Raw genomic sequence first — 18,759 nt, forward strand, 5'->3', positions numbered from 1 at the left:
GCTCAGCTTGCCGCTCGCCACCGACACCTTCAGCGCACCCGACGGCTTCACGTCGCTCGCACCGGTCTTCGGCTCGATCGCGATCTGCGCCGCCGACACCGCCGCCTTGGAGTCGGCCGGCTTGCCCCCGTCCGAGGAGCCGCCCTTGCCGCCGCCACTGCTGCAGGCCGTGGTCAGCGCCAGCGCGCCTCCGAGCAATCCGGCCACCAGGGCCCTGCTCACCGACTTCACGTTCGTCCCCTCAAATCCCTGGATCCCAGCGGTATACACGTCGTATCCGCTCGATAAGTTGCGCCCGACACCGAGGATCGAGTCACGAAAACACAACAACGGTCCGGCCACTCGCCGGAGCGGCCGGACCGTGCCGTGCTGTCCGAGGAGGCCGATCGGCTCCTACCAGTTGGCCCAGCTCACGTTCCAGCCACTCAGACCGTTGTCCGGCTGGACCGTCTTCCCCTTGGAGTTGACCACCTTCACCACGTCGCCGACGATCGAGTCCGCGAAGAACTTGCCGGCGGTGGAGGAGTCGTCGCCGCCCTTGGCGTCCTGCATCGAGATGCAGCCGTGGCTGGCGTTGGCCTTGCCGAAGGACGAGCCCCAGTAGTTGCCGTGCACATAGGTGCCCGAGGTGGTGAGCCGCATCGCGTGCGGCACGTCCGAGATGTCGTACTCGGAGCCCTTGACGTTGGAGACGGTGGCCGAGTTCATCCGGGTCACCTTCTCCTTGCCGGAGATGACCATGGTGCCGTTCCAGGACGGGTTGTCGTCGTTCCCGGCCGTGATCGGAATGGTCTTCACCGTGCTGCCGCCCTGCTGGACGGTCATCTGGTGGGTGGCCGCGTCGGCGGTGCTGATCCGTTCCCGGCCGATCCTGAACGGCTCGTCCCGGTCCACGTCGCCGTAGACGCCGGGCGCGACCTCGACGTTCTTCAGCCGGTAGTGCACGGTCACCTTGGTGTCCGGCTTCCAGTACTTCTCCGGCCGGAAGTCCAGCCGCTGGCTACCGAACCAGTGGCCCTTCACCGTGCTGCCGTCGCTGGTCTCGAACGTGATGTTCTTGACCACGTCGTCCTTGTTCTTGATCGGCTTGTTGAAGTTCACCGAGACGATCATGCCGACGCCGTAGGTGCCGTTGTCCGCGATGTTGTCGGTGGCGGCGGCGGTCTTGGCCGGGGAGAGCGTGGTGAAGCTGCTGGTGGCGGCCGAGACCAGCCCGGCCGAGTCCTTGGCCTGGGCGTTCACGGTGTAGACCGTGCCCACCGCGAGCGCGCTGCCGGGCTTCCAGCTCAGACCGTCGGCGGCGATCTGGCCCTCCACCGCCTTGCCGTTCTTGTCGGTCATCTCGACGGTGGTCAGCTTGCCGCTGGCCACCGTGACCTGGAAGCCGGACGGGGCCACGTTGGTGGCGCCGTCCTTGGCCGAGACCGTCACCACGGCCGCCGAGGTCTTCGGCGCGGCCGAGGCCGGGGCACCGCCGGAGGCGTCGTCCTTGGCCGCCGGACCACCGGAGCTGCAGGCCGCGCCGAGCAGGAGCACGCCGCCCATCACCAGCGCGACGCCGGCCCGTCGGCCCGCCCCGCGGGCGCCGCCTCGCCGGGTCGGCCCCAGGGCCGTCGATATCGCGGCGTCGGCCGTCTGAACGGGCTTCACTACTGCTCCCCTCCCGGTATCCACACCGAATACACGCACCACGAGCCCGGAAAGTTGCACCGGAGCCGGAGACTTCCGTCGCACTCGGCCGTCGGGGCGGAGCCTCGGCCGATGCGGTACGTCAGGATAACTGGAGCATCTGAGTGAATCCTGGGCGGAGGTCGTGCGTACTCAGTGTGCTGCCGGATCGACCATGGCGTGCCACTGGTCCCACGGCAGGTTCCAGCCGCTGAGCCCGTTGTCCGCCGACACCCGGGCCCCCTCGTGACCGTGCACCTCGACCACGTCGCCGACCAGCGAGTGGTCGAACAGCCACCCCGCCGCACTGCCGCCCGAGCCGCCCTTCTCGTCCTCCAGGCCGATGCAGCCGTGGCTGGTGTTGGCGCTGCCGAAGACCTCCCTGGGCGTCCAGTAGTTGCCGTGCAGGAAGGTGCCGGACTGGGTGAGGCGCATGGCGTGCGGCACGTCCTTGATGTCGTACTCGTCGCCCAGGCCGACGGTCTGCGAGTCCATCCGGGTCACCTCGAACTTCTCCGAGATCACCATGGTGCCGCGATAGGTGAGGTGCTCCGAGTCGCCGGCGGAGATCGGCAGGGTGTTGACCACCCGTCTGCCCTGGCGGACGGTCAGGCGGTGGCCGTCCAGGTCGACGGTGCTGATCTGGGAGCGCCCGACGGTGAAGTGGACGTCCTTCTGCTGGGTGCCGTAGTCGCCGGGTGCGCCCTCCACGTCCTTCAGGTGCAGGGACAGGGTCACCCTGGTGCCCGGCGCCCAGTACTTCTCCGGGCGGATGTCCAGCCGCTGGTTGCCGAACCAGCGGGCACGCAGCGGCACCGACGGCCGGGCACTGACCCCGATGCCGTGCTCCACCGTGGCCCGCTCGGTGATCGGGCGGTTGAAGTGCAGCGAGACCGGCATGCCGATGCCGACCGTGCTGCCGTCCTCGGGGGTGAAGAAGGCCGCGAAGGTGTGCTCGGGGGTGACGGTGGTGAAGGCGGTGTGGTTGACCGACCGCAGGCCCTCGCGGTCCTTGGCCACCGCGTTCAGCTGGTAGGGGGTGGTGAGGGCGAGCCTGGCGTCCGGGATCCAGCTGGCCCCGTCGGGGCTGATGTGCCCGGTCAGCTGGTTGCCCCGGTTGTCGGCGAGGCGGACGGAGACCAGCCTGCCCTGCTCGACCGTCACCTTGACCCCGCCGTCCAGCGGGACGTTCTGACTGCCGTCCACCGGACTGGTGGTGATCACCGCGCGGGAGACCGGTGGCGAGGAGTCGCCGGAGGGCGACGGGCTGGAGCACCCGGCGAGCAGCAGCAGCCCGAGCACCCCTGCGCACCGACCCCAGACCCGTACTGCCGGGTGCATGTTCCGGCCCTCCCGGTTTCAGTTGTTTCCATCGGTTCCGCCCGATGCCGGGCATAACGACCGCATCGTCGGGCGGACACGAGGGAACGATTTCAGTCGGCGGACGCCTGCGGGACCAGCGTACGAACAGAATCGTTCACGGTCCGTCACGAGACACGCCGTCACGTGACAGCAGCAGCCGATCAGGGAACAAGAGGGAGGCGGGGAACGGGACTCCCCGCGCTGGGAGGGTGCGGGCATGGTGGCGTGGCAGGAGCTGGGGCAGGAGGCCCTTCGACGTGCGCCCGCCAGAGCCCACCCCAACGGCACCGCCCCGCCCCCCGGCACCGCCGCCCCCTGGCCCGGCAGCTGGCAGCCGCTCGGTGCCCGGTTCCGCACCGGCCCGCAGGGGAGCCGGGGCACCAACTTCGCGCTCTGGGCCGCCGGGGCCGAGGCCGTGGAGCTCTGCCTGTTCGACGAGGAGGGCCGGGAGAGCCGGCACCCGCTCACCGAGCAGAACTTCCAGACCTGGCACGGCTACCTGCCGGGCGTCCTCCCCGGCACCCGCTACGGCTACCGGGTGCACGGCCGGTGGGACCCGTGGACCGGCGCCCGCTGGAACCCCGCGAAACTGCTGCTCGACCCGTACGCCCGCGCCATCGACGGCCACTACACCAGCCACGACGCCGTCTGCACCGCCGTCCGCAACTGGCCCGAGCGCGAGGTCGCCGACACCGTGCGGGACAACCGGGACTCCGCCCCGTACGTGCCCAAGGCGGTGGTGGTCCACGACGACGACGACTGGTACGACGACCAGCGCCCCAAGACCCCCTGGGCCGAGACCGTGCTGTACGAGCTGCACGTCCGGGGCTTCACCATGCGCCACCCCGGCATCCCCGCCGAGCTGCGCGGCACGTACGCCGGACTGGCCCACCCGGCCGCGCTGGAGCACCTGACCGGCCTCGGCGTCACCGCCGTCGAACTGCTGCCGGTCCACCACCACGTCAGCGAGGACCACCTCCAGCAGCGCGGGCTCACCAACTACTGGGGCTACAACACGCTCGGTTACTTCGCCCCGCACGCCGGGTACTCCGCGGGCGGCAGCCGGGGCCAGCAGGTGGGCGAGTTCAAACGGATGGTGCGCGCGCTGCACGCGGCGGGCATCGAGGTGATCCTCGACGTGGTCTACAACCACACCGCCGAGAGCGGCGTGATGGGCCCGGCCCTCTCGCTGCGCGGCATCGACAACGGCGCCTACTACCGCCTGGACCGCAGCCGCCGCGGCTACGCCGACTACACCGGCTGCGGCAACACCCTGGACACCCGGCAGCCGCAGGTGGTCCGGCTGATCACCGACTCGCTGCGCTACTGGGTCACCGAGATGGGCGTGGACGGCTTCCGCTTCGACCTGGCCGCGGCCCTCGCCCGGGGCAGCGACGGCGTCGAGATGCACCACCCCTTCCTGGCCGCGGTCTCCCAGGACCCGGTGCTCAGCCGGGTCAAGCTGATCGCCGAGCCCTGGGACGTCGGCCCCGGCGGCTACCAGGTCGGCGGCTTCCCGCCGCTGTGGGCCGAGTGGAACGACAAGTACCGCGACACCGTCCGCGACTTCTGGCGCGGCGCCCGCCCCGACGTCCGGGAACTCGGCTACCGGCTCTCCGGCTCCTCCGACCTCTACCAGCGCGGCGGGCGCCGGCCGTACGCCTCCGTCAACTTCATCACCGCCCACGACGGCTTCACCCTGCGCGACCTGGTGTCCTACCAGCGCAAGCACAACGAGGCCAACGGCGAGGACAACCGGGACGGCACCGACGACAACCGGTCCTGGAACTGCGGTGCCGAGGGCGAGAGCGCCGAGCCGGGCATCATGGAACTGAGGCACCGCCAACTGCGCAACATGCTCACCACCCTGCTGCTCTCCACCGGCGTCCCCATGCTCACCGCCGGGGACGAGCTCGGCCGCACCCAGGGCGGCAACAACAACGCCTACTGCCAGGACACCGACGCCAGCTGGCTCGACTGGTCGCTGCTGGACGACCCCGAGTGGCGGGCCCTGCACGACCTGACCGCGCGGCTGATCCGGCTCCGGCGCGAGCATCCCGTCCTGCGGCAGCGGGCCTTCTTCTCCGGCCGCGCGGCGGTGCCCGGCGGGCAGCAGGACCTGGCCTGGTTCACCGCGCGCGGACGGGAGATGACCGAGGCCGACTGGTTCGCGCCGACCGCCGTGCTCGGCATGCTGCTCTCCGGCACCGCGATGTCCGAGCGCGACCAGTACGGCCGTGCCCTCACCGACGACAGCTTCCTGCTGGTCCTCAACGCCGGCGCCCAGGCGGTCCCCTTCACCCTCCCGGGCGAACCCTGGGCCGCGGCCTACGAGTCCGTCCTCGACACCGCCCGCCCCGACCTCCCGTCCCGCCACCACCAGGCCCTGGCCGTCGTCCAGCTGGCCGCCCGCTCCTGCCGCCTGTTCCGCTGTTCCGCGTAAGCGGACCGGGGCGCGGGGCTCTGCTCGATCGACCGCGTGTGCGGCCAACCACCCGCCGTCGTAGCGGTCTTGAACGAACCCGGACTCGCACTGTCCGGAGGTGCACCGTGCGCCACCGGGTTCACTGCGGCCCAGGAGCCTCCCGATTCGCGCAGGTCCCCGCGCCCCCGCTGGTGCACCTCAACCCCTCGGCGAAGATGGCCGGTTCGCGTCGTCAGGTCCGTAAAACCAGATGAGAAATGACACGCCCCGGCCCTACCCTCTCCGCGATGGCCACGAACCAAACTCCCGTTCCCGTCCACCGGTCCACGGTGCGCTCACTCCTGCGCCTGTGGCCCTACGCGCGCGAAGTCCGCTGGCGGATCGTCGGCTCGGTCGCCGCCGCGCTGATCGCCTCCGGCAGCGTCCTCGTCGTCCCCCTGGTGCTCCGCGGCATCGTGGACGGCCCGATCGCCGACCACGACCTGCGTGCGCTCTGGCCGCTCGCCGGGCTGCTCCTGCTGCTCGGGCTGGTCGAGGCCGGCCTGTTCGGCGTCCGACGGGTGATCGTGGCCCGCCCGCTCGCCCGGGTGGAACGCGCCATGCGCGGCGACCTCTACGCCAAGCTCCAGCGCCTGCCGGTCTCCTTCCACGACCGCTGGCCCTCGGGGCAGCTGCTCTCCCGGGCCACCTCCGACATGTTCACCATGCGGCTGTTCCTGGCCTTCCCGCTGGTCTTCCTGATCGTCAACTCCCTGGTCTTCCTGACCGGCACGGTGCTGATGTTCACCCTGGACTGGCGCCTCGGACTGATCACCCTGCTGCCCGCCGCACCGCTGATGGTGCTCACCCGCCATTTCGAGTCCAGGTACGCCGAGCTCGCCCGCCGCTCCCAGGACCAGAACGGCGACCTGGCCACCGTGATCGAGGAGTCCATCCTCGGCATCCGCATCCTCAAGGCCTTCGGCCGCCACCGCACCATGGCCGAGCGCTTCAAGCGGCAGACCCGCGAACTGCGCGGCACCGAGCTGGCGAAGGCCGATCAGCTGGCCAACCTGTGGGCCGTGATCGTCGGCCTGCCGGAGTTCGCCCTCGGCTGCGCGCTGGCGGTCGGCGCGATCCGGGTCGCGAACGACGAGCTCACCACCGGCACCCTGGTCGCCTTCCTCTCCACCGCGCTCGCCCTGCGCTGGCCGGTCGAGTCGCTCGGCTGGCTGCTCGCCTACGCCAACGAGGCCGCCACCGCCACGGACCGGTTCTTCGAGGTGATGGACGAGCCCGAGCACCCCGACCAGCCCTCCGGGCACCCGGTCCGGGCCGAGCAGGGCATCCGGTTCAGCGGCGTGCGCTTCCGCTACCCGGACGCCCCCGCCGACTCGCCCGACCTGCTGCGCGGCGTCGACCTGCACATCCGCAGCGGCGAGACGATGGCGCTGGTCGGCGCGACCGGCAGCGGCAAGACCACGCTCACCGCGCTGCTCCCCCGCCTCTACGAGGCGACCGGGGGCCGGATCACCCTGGACGGGACCGACATCCGGGACATCACCCGGCCGCAGCTGCGCGAGCTGGTCTCGGTCGCCTTCGAGGAGCCGACCCTGTTCTCCGCCACGGTCCGGGAGAACGTCCTGATGGGCGCGCCGGACGCCACCGCCGAACAGCTCACCGCCGCACTGGAGACCGCCCAGGCGGGCTTCGTCGAGCGGCTTCCGGCCGGGGTCGAGACCCAGGTCGGCGAGCAGGGGCTGAGTCTCTCCGGCGGCCAGCGGCAGCGCCTCGCGCTGGCCCGCGCGGTGGTCGGCGAGCCGGACTTCCTGGTGCTGGACGACCCGCTCTCCGCCCTGGACGTGCACACCGAGGCCCTGGTCGAGCAGGCGCTCCGCCAGGTGCTCGGCGGCACCACCGCGCTGGTGGTGGCGCACCGGCCGAGCACCGTACTGCTCGCCGACCGGGTCGCGGTCCTGGACCAGGGCCGGATCGCCGCCGTCGGCACCCACCAGGAACTGCTGAAGAGCTCGCCGGTCTACCGCGAGCTGATGTCGGGCGAGGCCGCCACCGGTCCGGCAGCCCCGGCGCTCGAAGGGAGCACCGCCTGATGACCACCACCGTCGAACCGGCCAAGTCCGGGAAGTCCGACGAGTCCGCGAAGTCCGCCAAGCCGGCCGACACCGCGACCGGGGCCGCCGAGGCCGAGGAGCTCCCGCCGCCCGACGAGGGCGAGGACATCCCGGTCCCACCGGGCGCCGCCCGCACCCTGCTGCGCGAACTGCTCGGCCCGCACCGCCGCCCGATCGCCGTCGCGATGCTGGTGGTCATGGTCCAGCAGGCCGCGCTGCAGTCGGGCCCGCTGCTGGTCGCCCTCGCGATGGACCGGGGCATCCCGGCGCTGCGCGACCACGACAGCGGCCCGCTGGTCGCCGTGATCGCCGCCTACCTGGGCTGCGGCCTGCTGAGCACCGTGCTCCAGCGGGCGTTCATCCGCCTCAGCGGCCGGATCAACCAGGACATCCTGCTCGACCTGCGCGGCCGGATCTTCCGGCACGCCCAGCGGCTCAGCCTGGACTTCCACGAGCGCTACACCTCGGGCCGGATCATCTCCCGGGCGACCAGCGACGTGGACGCCCTGCGCGAACTGCTCTCCGAGGGCCTGCAGGAGCTGCTGACGGTCGTCCTGTCGGTCTGCTACATCGCCGTGGTCCTGCTGGTGATGGACTGGCGGCTCGGCCTGGCGGCGCTGGTCTCCTTCCTGCCGATGTACCTGATCGTCCGTTCGTTCCGGCGCCGCTCGCTTCGGGTCTACCGGCGCTCCCGGACGGCGGCGGCCGGGCTGATCGTCAAGTTCAGCGAGACCATGAACGGCATCCGCCCGGTCCAGGCGTTCCGCCGCGAGGCGGCCAACAACGCGGCCTTCGACACCACCAACCGCCAGTCGGCCGCCGCCACCGCGGACGGCCTGCTGGAGATGGCCCGGTACGTCGGCTTCTCCCGGGCCACCGCCAACGTCTGGATCACCGGCGTGGTGGTCCTCGGCGCCTTCCTGGTCAGCGACGGCAGCCTGGAGCTCGGCGTGCTCACCGCCTTCGTGCTCTACCTCCGGCGGCTGTACGACCCGATCGACCAGCTGGCGATGTTCCTGAACAGCTACCAGTCGGCCGCCGCCGCGCTGGAGAAGATGGCCGGTCTGCTCGCCCACGAGCCCACGGTCGCCGAGCCCGCATCGCCCCTCGACCTGCCCGCGAACGCGCTGAAGGGCCGCGAGGTGGGCTTCGAGCAGGTCCGCTTCGCGTACCGGACGGGCAAGGAGGTGCTGCCCTCCTTCGACCTGGTGCTGCCCGCCGGGCAGACCACCGCCGTGGTCGGCGCGACCGGCGCCGGCAAGTCCACGCTGGCCAAGCTGCTCGCCCGGTTCTACGACCCGACCAGCGGCCGGATCACCCTGGACGGCGTGGACCTGCGCGAGCTCTCCACCGCCGAACTCCGGCGCGGGGTGGTCATGGTGACCCAGGAGTCGTTCCTGTTCTCCGGCACGGTCGCCGAGAACATCGCCATCGGCAGGCCCGGCGCCACCCGCGAGGAGGTCGAGCAGGCGGCCCGGGAGATCGGCGCGTACGAGTTCATCGCGGCGCTGCCCGACGGGTTCGACACCGACGTCCGCAAGCGCGGCGGCCGGATCTCCGCGGGCCAGCGGCAGTTGGTGGCCTTCGCCCGGGCCCTGCTCGCCGACCCGGCGGTGCTGATCCTGGACGAGGCCACCTCCTCGCTGGACGTGCCGGGCGAGCAGGCGGTCCAGCGGGCGATGCGGACCGTGCTGGCCGGCCGGACGGCCGTGATCATCGCGCACCGGCTCTCCACCGTGGAGATCGCCGACCGCGTCCTGGTCATGGACCAGGGCCGGATCGTCGAGGACGGCACCCCCACCGAACTGATCGACGGCCGCGGCCGGTTCGCCGACCTCCACCACGCCTGGCGGGAGAGCCTGGTCTGACGATCTCCCTTCCGGCGCAAGGGGGTTCGCTTCCAGGGGCACGGGGCTCCGCTCGATCGACTGCGTGCACGCCCAACCACCCATCGCGGTAAAGCTCTTGAGCGAACCCCCACCTGCACTGTCTGAGGGGCACGGGGAACGGCGCGACCGGCCATGCACGGAGGTGCAAGGTTTCTCGCGCCGTTCCCCGCGCCCCCGAGGAGCCGCCCCGAGCCCCTGAAGGGCTCGCGCCTAGCGGAGCATGCCCGCGTCCATGCCCGCGGTCTCCGCGGGGAGCGCGACCAGGCCCGGCTCGGCCGGTGAGGCCAGCAGGCGGTGGGCGGGCAGGACCCGGACGGTGTAGCCGAACGGGCCGGTGCGGCAGAGTTCGAGCGAACCCTCGTAGCGGTGGCGGCCGTCGAGGTCGGCGCCGCCGGTCGGCTTGAGCAGCAGCACGACGGCGTCCGAGATCGCGTCGGACTCGTCCACCCGCCCGGACACCACCTGCACCTCCACGTCGGCCGGCTCCAGCTGCCCGAGCGAGACCTGGACCCGGAGGGTGAGCGTGGAGCCCAGCTCCTGGGCCTCGGCCAGGCCCTCGGCCTCGACGTGCTCGACCCGGACGGCCGGCCAGCCCTCGCGGACCCTGGCCTTCCACTCCGCCAGCTCCCGTGCCCCGGCGTAGCCGACCTCACCGGGCATCCCGTCGCTGAGCTCCCGCCGGGCCACGGCCGCCGGCGCGTACAGCCGCTCGACGTACTCCCGGACCATCCGTCCGGCCAGCACCTTCGGCCCCAGGGTCACCAGGGTGTGCCGGACCATGGCGATCCAGCGGTGCGGCAGCCCGTCCGCGCCCCGGTCGTAGAACCGGGCGGCGACCTGGTGCTCGATCAGGTCGTAGAGCGCGGCGGCCTCGATGTCGTCCCGGCGGTCGGCCTCGGTGCTGTCGGGGTCGAGCGTGGAGCCGATGCCGTCGGCGGTCGGGATGGCCCAGCCGTTCTGGCCGTCGTACCACTCGTCCCACCAGCCGTCCAGGATGGAGAGGTTGAGGCAGCCGTTGAGCGCCGCCTTCATCCCGGACGTGCCGCAGGCCTCCAGTGGCCGGAGCGGGTTGTTCAGCCAGACGTCGCAGCCGGGGTAGAGGTGCTGGGCCATGGCCATGTCGTAGTCGGGCAGGAAGACGATCCGGTGCCGGACCGCGGGATCGTCGGCGAACGCGACCAGCTGCTGGATCAGCCGCTTTCCGCCGTCGTCGGCCGGGTGGGCCTTGCCCGCGACCACGATCTGCACCGGCCTGGTCGGGTGCAGCAGCAGCTCCCGCAGCCGGGCCCGGTCGCGCAGCATCAGGGTGAGCCGCTTGTACGAGGGGACCCGCCGGGCGAAGCCGATGGTGAGCACGTCCGGGTCGAGGGTGCTGCCGACCCAGCCGAGCTCGGCGTCGCCGGCGCCGCGCTGGCGCCAGGAGGCGCGCACCCGGTGCCTGGCCTCCTCGACCAGCTGGCTGCGCAGGGTGCGGCGCAGCTCCCAGATCTCGGCGTTGCCGATCCGCTCCAGGCCGGTCCAGCGCTTGGCCTCGCCGGTCATCATGGCGTCCTCGGCGCGCTCCAGGCCGATCTCGGTGGCGCCGAGCCGGACCACGGCCGGGTCGATCCAGGTGGGAGCGTGGACGCCGTTGGTGATCGAGGTGATCGGGATCTCGGTGGCGTCGAAGCCGGGCCACAGGCCGTTGAACATCGACCGGCTGACCTCGCCGTGCAGGGTCGAGACGCCGTTGGCCCGCTGGGCCAGCCGCAGGCCCATGGCCGCCATGTTGAACAGCTTGGGGTCGCCGCCCGTCCAGGTCTCGGCGCCGAGCGCGAGCACCTGCTCCACCGGCACTCCGGCGAGTGCGGCGTCGCCGCTGAAGTGCCGGGCGACCAGGTCGCGGTCGAAGCGGTCGATCCCGGCGGGGACGGGGGTGTGGGTGGTGAAGACGGTGCCCGCCCGGACGGCCTCCAGGGCGGCGGCGAAGCCGAGGCCCTGCGCGTCGCCGACGGGCTTCTCCCGCTCGTCGATCAGTTCGCGGATCCGCTCGACGCCGAGGAAGCCCGCGTGGCCCTCGTTGGTGTGGAAGACCTCGGGCTCGGGGTGGCCGGTGAGCCGGCAGTAGGTGCGGACAGCGCGGACGCCGCCGATGCCGAGCAGCATCTCCTGGAGCAGCCGGTGCTCGCTGCCGCCGCCGTAGAGGCGGTCGGTGACATTGCGGTCGGCGGTGCTGTTGGGTTCGATGTCGGAGTCGAGCAGCAGCAGCGGCACCCGCCCGACCTGGGCCTTCCAGACGTGGGCGGCGAGGGTGCGCCCGGCCGGGAGGGCCAGGTCGACCCGGCAGGGGCTGCCGTCGCTCTCCCGGAGCAGGCTGACGGCCAGTTCGTCCGGGTCGAGCAGCGGGTAACGCTCCAGCTGCCAGCCGTCCCGGGAGAGCGACTGGCGGAAGTAGCCGTGCCGGTAGAACAGGCCGACGCCGATGATCGGCACCCCGAGGTCGCTGGCGGCCTTGAGGTGGTCGCCCGCCAGGATGCCGAGTCCGCCGGAGTACTGGGGGAGCGTGGCGGCGATCCCGTACTCGGGCGAGAAGTAGGCGATGGCGGTGGGCAGTGGGCCGCTGCCGTCGCCGGGCGGCTGGGCGGCCTGGTACCAGCGCGGTCCGGTCAGGTAGTCGCGCAGGTCGTCGTGGAGGTCGCCGAGTCTGCGCAGGAAGCGGCGGTCGGCGGCCAGCGCGGCCAGCCGGGTCGCCGGGACCTCGCCGAGCAGCCGCACCGGGTCCTCGCCGACCGCGGCCCACACCTCGGGATCGACGGAGCGGAACAGCTCCCTCGTCTCCGGATGCCAGGACCAGCGGAGATTGAGCGCGAGTTCGTGCAGCGGCTGGAGTTGTTCGGGCAGGACAGTGCGGACGGTGAATCTGCGGATTGCCTTCACGGCGTGAAGCCTAGACCCCTCAAAGGAGGTGATGGGCCGTCAACTATCGTATTGCGCACCCGTTCGGGCTATTGGTGAGATCACATTCGGCGCACACGGCCACACAGACGGCGCGCGGGGGCGCATTCGGTGGCGCATATGCGCTCCTGGCGCGTGAACAGCCGGGAACAGCTACGTTTCCGCTGGCCGATATGCCCCTGCCTACCGTCCGAAATCACGCGCTTACCCATACGCAGGGCTTGCCGGTGGTGCGAGGATGCACAAAGGTCGTTGGTGCTGCGGGGAGTGCGATCCGGGTGGCGCCTCCCTGCTGCCCCACGGCCGGAAACCTCTTGCGTTGACGAACCATCAGTGCCTTCGTAGCCCATTCGGCCTCAGCCGTGGTCCTCACGCGTGTCCTGGTTCTTGATCCACTCGTTCACGAGTGGGTTGGGTCACCCCGGGGCGTGCTCCGAGGGCTGCGCGCCGGGACGCGCGCACGGCGGCGCGGGCAGGTCTTCCGGCCGCACGTCCTCCCTCACCCACGTAGTCCTCCCGGTACTCCCCCGGCCCCGCACCGGCCCGCGGGAGCTGCCGCCGATCTCGGGCAGGAGTTTGGCATGCACGGCGACACACGGGACCAGTCCATCTCGGTGACGGGCGAGCCCGATACACCCTCAGACGTGGAACCGCCACTGCCGGCTCCACGCGCGGCAGCCCGCCGGGCCACTGACCGTCAGACTCCTGATCAGCAGGCTGCCGCCGGCAGCTCGCGCCGGACGTCCACGCCCCGGACGTCGTCCACTCCCCGGAAGTCAACCTCCCGAAGGGCCCCAGCCCGCAAGACGACAGAGAGCGACACCGTGATCGGCCGCATCCCCGTCCTTGACGTCACCCCCCTGATCGACGCCGGGCGCCGTCCGGCCAAGGCCGTGGTCGGCGAGAGCTTCCTGGTCACCGCCACCGTCTTCCGCGAGGGCCACGACGCGGTCAACGCCAACGTGGTGCTGCGCGACCCGCGCGGCCGCAGCGGCCCGTGGGCGCCGATGCGTGAGCTGGCGCCCGGTACCGACCGCTGGGGCGCGTACGTCGCGCCGAGCGCTCCCGGGCGCTGGTCCTACCTGGTGGAGGCCTGGTCCGACCCCGTCGCGAGCTGGCGCAAGACCGCCTCGGTGAAGCTGCCCGCCGGGATCGACACGGCGCTCGTCCTGGAGGAGGGCGCGCACCTGCTCGAACGCGCCGCCGCAGGCGTACCGAAGAAGGAGGGGCGCGCGCAGGTCCTGGCCGCCGTGGACGCGCTGCGCGACCCCGGTCTGCCCCCGCTCAGCCGGCTGGCCGCCGCGCTCGCGCCGGAGGTGACCGAGCTGCTGGCCCGCTACCCGCTGCGCGAGCTGGTCAGCACCTCCCGCCCGCTGCCGCTCCAGGTGGACCGGCCCCGGGCGCTGTTCGGCTCCTGGTACGAGTTCTTCCCGCGCTCCGAGGGCGCGGTGGTGGACCCGGACGGCAACCTTCCGCCGGTCTCCGGCACCTTCCGCACCGCGGCCGAGCGGCTGCCCGCGGTCGCCGCGATGGGGTTCGACGTCGTCTACCTGCCCCCGATTCACCCGATCGGACGCGCCTATCGGAAGGGTCCGGACAACACCCTGACCGCCGGTCAGCACGACGTCGGCTCACCCTGGGCGATCGGCTCCCCCGAGGGCGGCCACGACGCGGTCCATCCCGACCTCGGCACCATCGAGGACTTCGACCACTTCGTCGCCGAGGCGAGCGGACTCGGCCTCGAAGTCGCCCTGGACTTCGCCCTCCAGTGCTCCCCCGACCACCCCTGGGTCAACAAGCACCCCGAGTGGTTCACCCACCGCCTGGACGGCACCATCGCGTACGCCGAGAACCCGCCCAAGAAGTACCAGGACATCTACCCGATCAACTTCGACCAGGACTTCGACGGCCTGGTCAAGGAGACCCTGCGGGTGCTGCGGCACTGGATGGCCCACGGCGTGCGGATCTTCCGGGTCGACAACCCGCACACCAAGCCGGTGGTGTTCTGGGAGCAGGTCCTCGGCGAGATCGCCCGCACCGACCCCGACGTGCTCTTCCTGGCCGAGGCGTTCACCCGGCCCGCGATGATGCACACCCTGGGGAAGGTCGGCTTCCACCAGTCGTACACCTACTTCACCTGGCGCAACACCAAGCAGGAGCTCACCGAGTACCTCACCGAGCTGTCCGGCGACGCGGCCGCGTACATGCGGCCCAACTTCTTCGCCAACACCCCGGACATCCTGCCCGAGTACCTGCAGACCGGCGGCCGGGCCGCGTTCGCCGTCCGGGCCGCGCTCGCCGCCACCCTCGCGCCCACCTGGGGCGTCTACGCGGGCTACGAGCACTGCGAGAACCAGCCGGCCCAGCCCGGGTCGGAGGAGTACCTGCACTCGGAGAAGTACGAGCTGCGGCCGCGGGACTGGACCAGCCCGGACACCCTGGCCCCGCTGATCACCACCCTCAACCGGCTGCGCCGCCGGCATCCCGCCCTCCAGCAGCTGCGGAACATCACCTTCCACAGCACCGACAACGACCGGATCCTCGCGTACTCGAAGAAGGCCACCACCCCCGACGGCCTGGCCGACCACGTGATCACCGTGGTCAACCTCGACCCGCACCACGCCCAGGAGGCCACCGTCACCCTCGACGGCGACCACAGCCTGAGCGTGCACGACGAACTCACCGGCGCCGCGTACAGCTGGGCCAGGCACAACTACGTCCGGCTCGACCCGGCCACCGGTCCGGCCCACATCCTCACGGTTCGGAGGAACCCTCAGTGACAGTCAACGAGCCCGTCGCCGACACCTTCGCCGAAACCTCACCCAGGAACCTGGACCCCGAGTGGTTCAAACGCGCGGTCTTCTACGAGGTCCTGGTGCGCTCCTTCCAGGACAGCAACGGCGACGGGGTCGGCGATCTCCAGGGGCTCACCTCCAAACTGGACTACCTGCAGTGGCTCGGCGTGGACTGCCTCTGGCTGCCGCCGTTCTTCGCCTCCCCGCTGCGCGACGGCGGCTACGACGTGGCCGACTACAAGGCGGTGCTGCCGGAGTTCGGCGACCTGGCCGACTTCGTGGAGTTCGTGGACGCCGCCCACAAGCGCGGCATGCGCGTGATCATCGACTTCGTGATGAACCACACCAGCGACCAGCACCCGTGGTTCCAGGCCTCCCGCAACGACCCCGACGGTCCGTACGGCGACTTCTACGTGTGGGCGGACGACGACAAGCAGTACCCCGACGCCCGGATCATCTTCGTCGACACCGAGACCAGCAACTGGACCTACGACCCGGTCCGCAAGCAGTACTTCTGGCACCGCTTCTTCTCCCACCAGCCCGACCTCAACTACGACAACCCGCGGGTGCAGGAGGAGATGATCGCGGGCCTGCGGTTCTGGCTGGACCTCGGCATCGACGGCTTCCGCCTGGACGCGGTGCCGTACCTGTTCGCCCGTGAGGGCACCAACTGCGAGAACCTGCCGGAGACCCACGAGTTCCTGCAGCGGGTCCGCAAGGAGATCGACGCCGACTACCCGGACACCGTGCTGCTCGCCGAGGCCAACCAGTGGCCCGAGGACGTGGTCGACTACTTCGGCGACTTCGGCTCCGGCGGCGACGAGTGCCACATGGCGTTCCACTTCCCGGTGATGCCGCGGATCTTCATGGCCGTGCGCCGGGAGTCCCGCTACCCGGTCTCGGAGATCCTCGCCAAGACGCCGACCATCCCGTCCGGCTGTCAGTGGGGCATCTTCCTGCGCAACCACGACGAGTTGACCCTGGAGATGGTCACCGACGAGGAGCGCGACTACATGTACGCGGAGTACGCCAAGGACCCGCGGATGCGCGCCAACGTGGGCATCCGGCGGCGGCTCGCCCCGCTGCTGGAGAACGACCGCAACCAGATCGAGCTGTTCACCGCCCTGCTGCTCTCGCTGCCGGGCTCCCCGGTGCTCTACTACGGCGACGAGATCGGGATGGGCGACAACATCTGGCTGGGCGACCGGGACGGTGTTCGAACGCCCATGCAGTGGACGCCCGACCGCAACGCGGGTTTCTCCTCCGCCGACCCGGGCAGGCTCAGTCTGCCGCCCATCATGGACCCGGTGTACGGCTACCAGGTGACCAACGTCGAGGCGCAGCAGAGCAGTTCGTCCTCCCTGCTGCACTGGACGCGTCGCATGATCGAGATCCGCAAGCTCAACCCTGCGTTCGGCCTCGGCAGCTACACCGAGCTGCCCTCCAGCAACCCCGCGGTGCTGGCCTTCGTGCGCGAGTACGAGGGCGACCTGGTCATGTGCGTGAACAACTTCTCGCGGTTCGCGCAGCCGACCGAACTGGACCTGCGGCGGTACGGGGGACGGTACCCGGTCGAGCTGATCGGCGGCGTGCGCTTCCCGTCCATCGGCGAGTGGCCCTACCTGCTCACCCTGGCCGGGCACGGCTTCTACTGGTTCCAACTGCGCAACCCCCGCGCCAAGTAACGCTCGTGGGGTTGCGGCCGCCGAGAGACGGCCGCGAAGTAACGATCCATCAGGTTCCACCCCCCGGGGGCGCGAGAACCACCACCCGCGCCCCCGGGTTCTCTCTGCACCACCGCGTACGGCTAACAGCCCAACGGCCACCCACACTATGGCGTGACACCCGAGCCCGGCTCGCGTGCCGTCGCCGTCGCGCCGCCGAAATCCGGAAGACTGACGGACCCGGCCAGACCCGTCGGGCAGTCGGCCCGCTTCCGGGGAAAGGGAGTCATGTCCGAAACCTCCCGTTCTCAAGCCCATGTGCACAGCGATCCCGCGGAGCCGGTCCCCGGGCCCGTCGGGACACGCAGCACCGGGGTCCGGAGAACCAGCCCCGGGGTCAGCGAACTGGTCCAGGCCGCGCTGCCGCTGATCGCCGCCTGGCTGCCCGGCCAGCGGTGGTACGCGGGCAAGGGGCGCGCGATCACCGGTCTCACGCCGGTTGTCGGCACTCCGCTCCAGGTCGGCGACCCGACGCTGCTGCACCTGCTGCTCAGGGTCGAGCACGCCGGTGACGGGTCCGCCGCCTACGGCGACATCTACCAACTGCTGCTGGGCATCCGCTCGCAGCCGTCGAACGGGATCGCCCCCTCCGCCGTGCTCGGGCGGCTCAGCGGCGGCCAGCACGACGGCGCGGCGGTCTACGACGCGGTGCACGACCCGGAGCTGACCGGGCGGCTGCTGGAGCACATGGCCACCGGCGACCGGTTCGGCTCGCTCTCCTTCCGCCGCACCCCGGGCCCCGGGCTGCCGGGCAACCTGCCGGGCCGGGCCTCCACCGCCGAGCAGTCCAACAGCTCGGTGATCTACGGCACCTCCTTCATCCTCAAGCTGTTCCGCCGGATCAGCCCCGGCACCAACCCGGACCTGGAGCTCTCGCTGGCCCTCTCCCGGGCCGGCTCCACCCGGATCCCCCGGGTCGCCGCCTGGTTCGAGTGCCGCCTGGAGCGATCGGAACCGGCCACCCTCGGACTGCTCCAGCGCTACCTCCCGGACGCCGAGGACGGCTGGGAGCTCGCCCTCGACCAGGTCGCCAGGCTCAAGGGCGACCCGTCCCCCGGCAACTTCGCGATCGAGGCGCACCGGCTCGGCCGGGCCACCGCCGAGGTGCACCGGGTGCTCGCCCGCACCATGCCGGTGGCCCGGCTCGACCGCGCCCAGGTCGGCCTGCTCGCCGGGGCGATGGCCGACCGGCTGGACAGCGCGGTGGCCGCCGTCCCCGGTCTGCTGCGCTACCGGGCCGCGCTGCGCACCGCCTTCCGGCAGCTGACGGCCGACCACCTGGACGGGCTCGCGGTCCAGCGCATCCACGGCGACCTCCACCTCGGCCAGGCGATGCGCACCCCGCACGGCTGGGTCCTGCTCGACTTCGAGGGCGAGCCCGCCAAACCGCTCGCCGAGCGCCGGCTCCCGCAGCCCGCGCTGCGGGACGTCGCCGCGATGCTGCGCTCCTTCGACTACGCCGCCGCCCATCTCCTCGCCGGAGCGCCGCCCGATCCCGAGCTGGCCCACCTCGCGGCGGCCTGGGCGGGGCGCAACCGGACGGCGTACTGCGCGGGTTACACCGCCGGCGGCGGGAGCGATCCGTCCGCCTCGCCTGAGCTGATGCGCGCGCTGGAGATCGACAAGGCGGTCTACGAGGTGGTCTACGAGGCTCGGCACCGGCCCAGCTGGCTGCCGATCCCGCTGGCCGCCATCAACCGCCTGGCCCTGACCGTCTGACTCCCGACCACACCGCCCGGACGGGGTCGGTCCCCCGCTCCGACCCGCCACCGATGCCCAGGAGGACCCAGCCGTGACTCCGCTCGGCCCGAAGCCCGACCGCACCACGCCCCCCGTGCCCGCCACCTTCCT

General features: G+C 71.5%; 9 protein-coding genes and 1 pseudogene. 6 read left to right on the forward strand and 4 right to left on the reverse strand.

Annotated elements, in window-relative coordinates; genetic code table 11:
• From UK12_RS25970 to UK12_RS25980, 3 genes and pseudogenes are all read right to left on the reverse strand, one after another.
• Positions 1 to 222, reverse strand: a pseudogene (locus tag UK12_RS25970) (L,D-transpeptidase); the annotation flags it as partial.
• 171 nt (positions 223 to 393) lie between these two features.
• Entirely contained in the window at positions 394 to 1,650 is a 1,257-nt protein-coding gene (locus UK12_RS25975; RefSeq protein WP_082119952.1) for a L,D-transpeptidase, read from the reverse strand.
• A gap of 171 nt (positions 1,651 to 1,821) precedes the next feature.
• Positions 1,822 to 3,009 (reverse strand): L,D-transpeptidase, encoded by a 1,188-nt coding sequence (locus UK12_RS25980; RefSeq protein WP_052682162.1) that lies wholly within the window; start codon positions 3,007 to 3,009, stop codon positions 1,822 to 1,824.
• Between the two features lie 238 nt (positions 3,010 to 3,247).
• On the opposite strand from UK12_RS25980, the gene glgX reads away from it, so the two are divergent.
• The 3 genes from glgX to UK12_RS25995 all read left to right on the forward strand — a co-directional run bounded on the left by glgX (position 3,248) and on the right by UK12_RS25995 (position 9,434).
• Positions 3,248 to 5,473 (forward strand): glycogen debranching protein GlgX, encoded by a 2,226-nt coding sequence (glgX, locus tag UK12_RS25985; protein WP_082119953.1) that lies wholly within the window; start codon positions 3,248 to 3,250, stop codon positions 5,471 to 5,473.
• Positions 5,474 to 5,742: 269 nt separating this feature from the next.
• On the forward strand, positions 5,743 to 7,545 hold the full coding sequence (locus UK12_RS25990; RefSeq protein WP_052682163.1) for an ABC transporter ATP-binding protein: 1,803 nt from the start codon (positions 5,743 to 5,745) through the stop codon (positions 7,543 to 7,545).
• The gene (locus UK12_RS25995) at positions 7,545 to 9,434 is read left to right on the forward strand and encodes an ABC transporter ATP-binding protein (protein ID WP_045305581.1); all 1,890 of its coding nucleotides are present in this window, start codon (positions 7,545 to 7,547) and stop codon (positions 9,432 to 9,434) included. Before UK12_RS25990 ends, UK12_RS25995 begins: the two co-directional genes overlap by 1 nt.
• A gap of 231 nt (positions 9,435 to 9,665) precedes the next feature.
• Here the strand turns inward: UK12_RS25995 and glgP are convergent, their stop codons facing one another.
• Positions 9,666 to 12,371: an alpha-glucan family phosphorylase gene (gene glgP / locus UK12_RS26000; protein WP_045305582.1), complete on the reverse strand. Its 2,706-nt coding sequence runs from the start codon at positions 12,369 to 12,371 to the stop codon at positions 9,666 to 9,668.
• Positions 12,372 to 13,213: 842 nt separating this feature from the next.
• On the opposite strand from glgP, the gene UK12_RS26005 reads away from it, so the two are divergent.
• The 3 genes from UK12_RS26005 to UK12_RS26015 all read left to right on the forward strand — a co-directional run bounded on the left by UK12_RS26005 (position 13,214) and on the right by UK12_RS26015 (position 18,627).
• Complete coding sequence (locus UK12_RS26005; RefSeq protein ID WP_045305583.1) at positions 13,214 to 15,169, forward strand: alpha-1,4-glucan--maltose-1-phosphate maltosyltransferase; 1,956 nt, start codon at positions 13,214 to 13,216, stop codon at positions 15,167 to 15,169.
• Positions 15,166 to 16,869, forward strand: coding sequence for a maltose alpha-D-glucosyltransferase (gene treS / locus UK12_RS26010; protein WP_045305584.1), 1,704 nt, complete (start codon positions 15,166 to 15,168; stop codon positions 16,867 to 16,869). Before UK12_RS26005 ends, treS begins: the two co-directional genes overlap by 4 nt.
• Positions 16,870 to 17,136: 267 nt before the next feature.
• Positions 17,137 to 18,627 carry a maltokinase N-terminal cap-like domain-containing protein gene (locus UK12_RS26015; protein ID WP_045305585.1) on the forward strand — a complete coding sequence of 497 codons (1,491 nt, stop codon included), beginning with the start codon at positions 17,137 to 17,139 and terminating at the stop codon, positions 18,625 to 18,627.
• Positions 18,628 to 18,759: the final 132 nt, after the last annotated feature.

Origin of the sequence: Saccharothrix sp. ST-888 (assembly GCF_000955975.1) — a bacterium.
Lineage (GTDB): Bacteria > Actinomycetota > Actinomycetes > Streptomycetales > Streptomycetaceae > Kitasatospora.

Excerpts from the sequence above, each read along its gene's own strand:
- UK12_RS25980 (WP_052682162.1), bottom strand. The coding sequence starts at position 3,009 with ATGCACCCGGCAGTACGGGTCTGGGGTCGGTGCGCAGGGGTGCTCGGG.
- UK12_RS25990 (WP_052682163.1), top strand. The coding sequence starts at position 5,743 with ATGGCCACGAACCAAACTCCCGTTCCCGTCCACCGGTCCACGGTGCGC.
- UK12_RS26015 (WP_045305585.1), top strand. The coding sequence starts at position 17,137 with ATGTCCGAAACCTCCCGTTCTCAAGCCCATGTGCACAGCGATCCCGCG.
- UK12_RS25995 (WP_045305581.1), top strand. The coding sequence starts at position 7,545 with ATGACCACCACCGTCGAACCGGCCAAGTCCGGGAAGTCCGACGAGTCC.
- glgX (WP_082119953.1), top strand. The coding sequence starts at position 3,248 with ATGGTGGCGTGGCAGGAGCTGGGGCAGGAGGCCCTTCGACGTGCGCCC.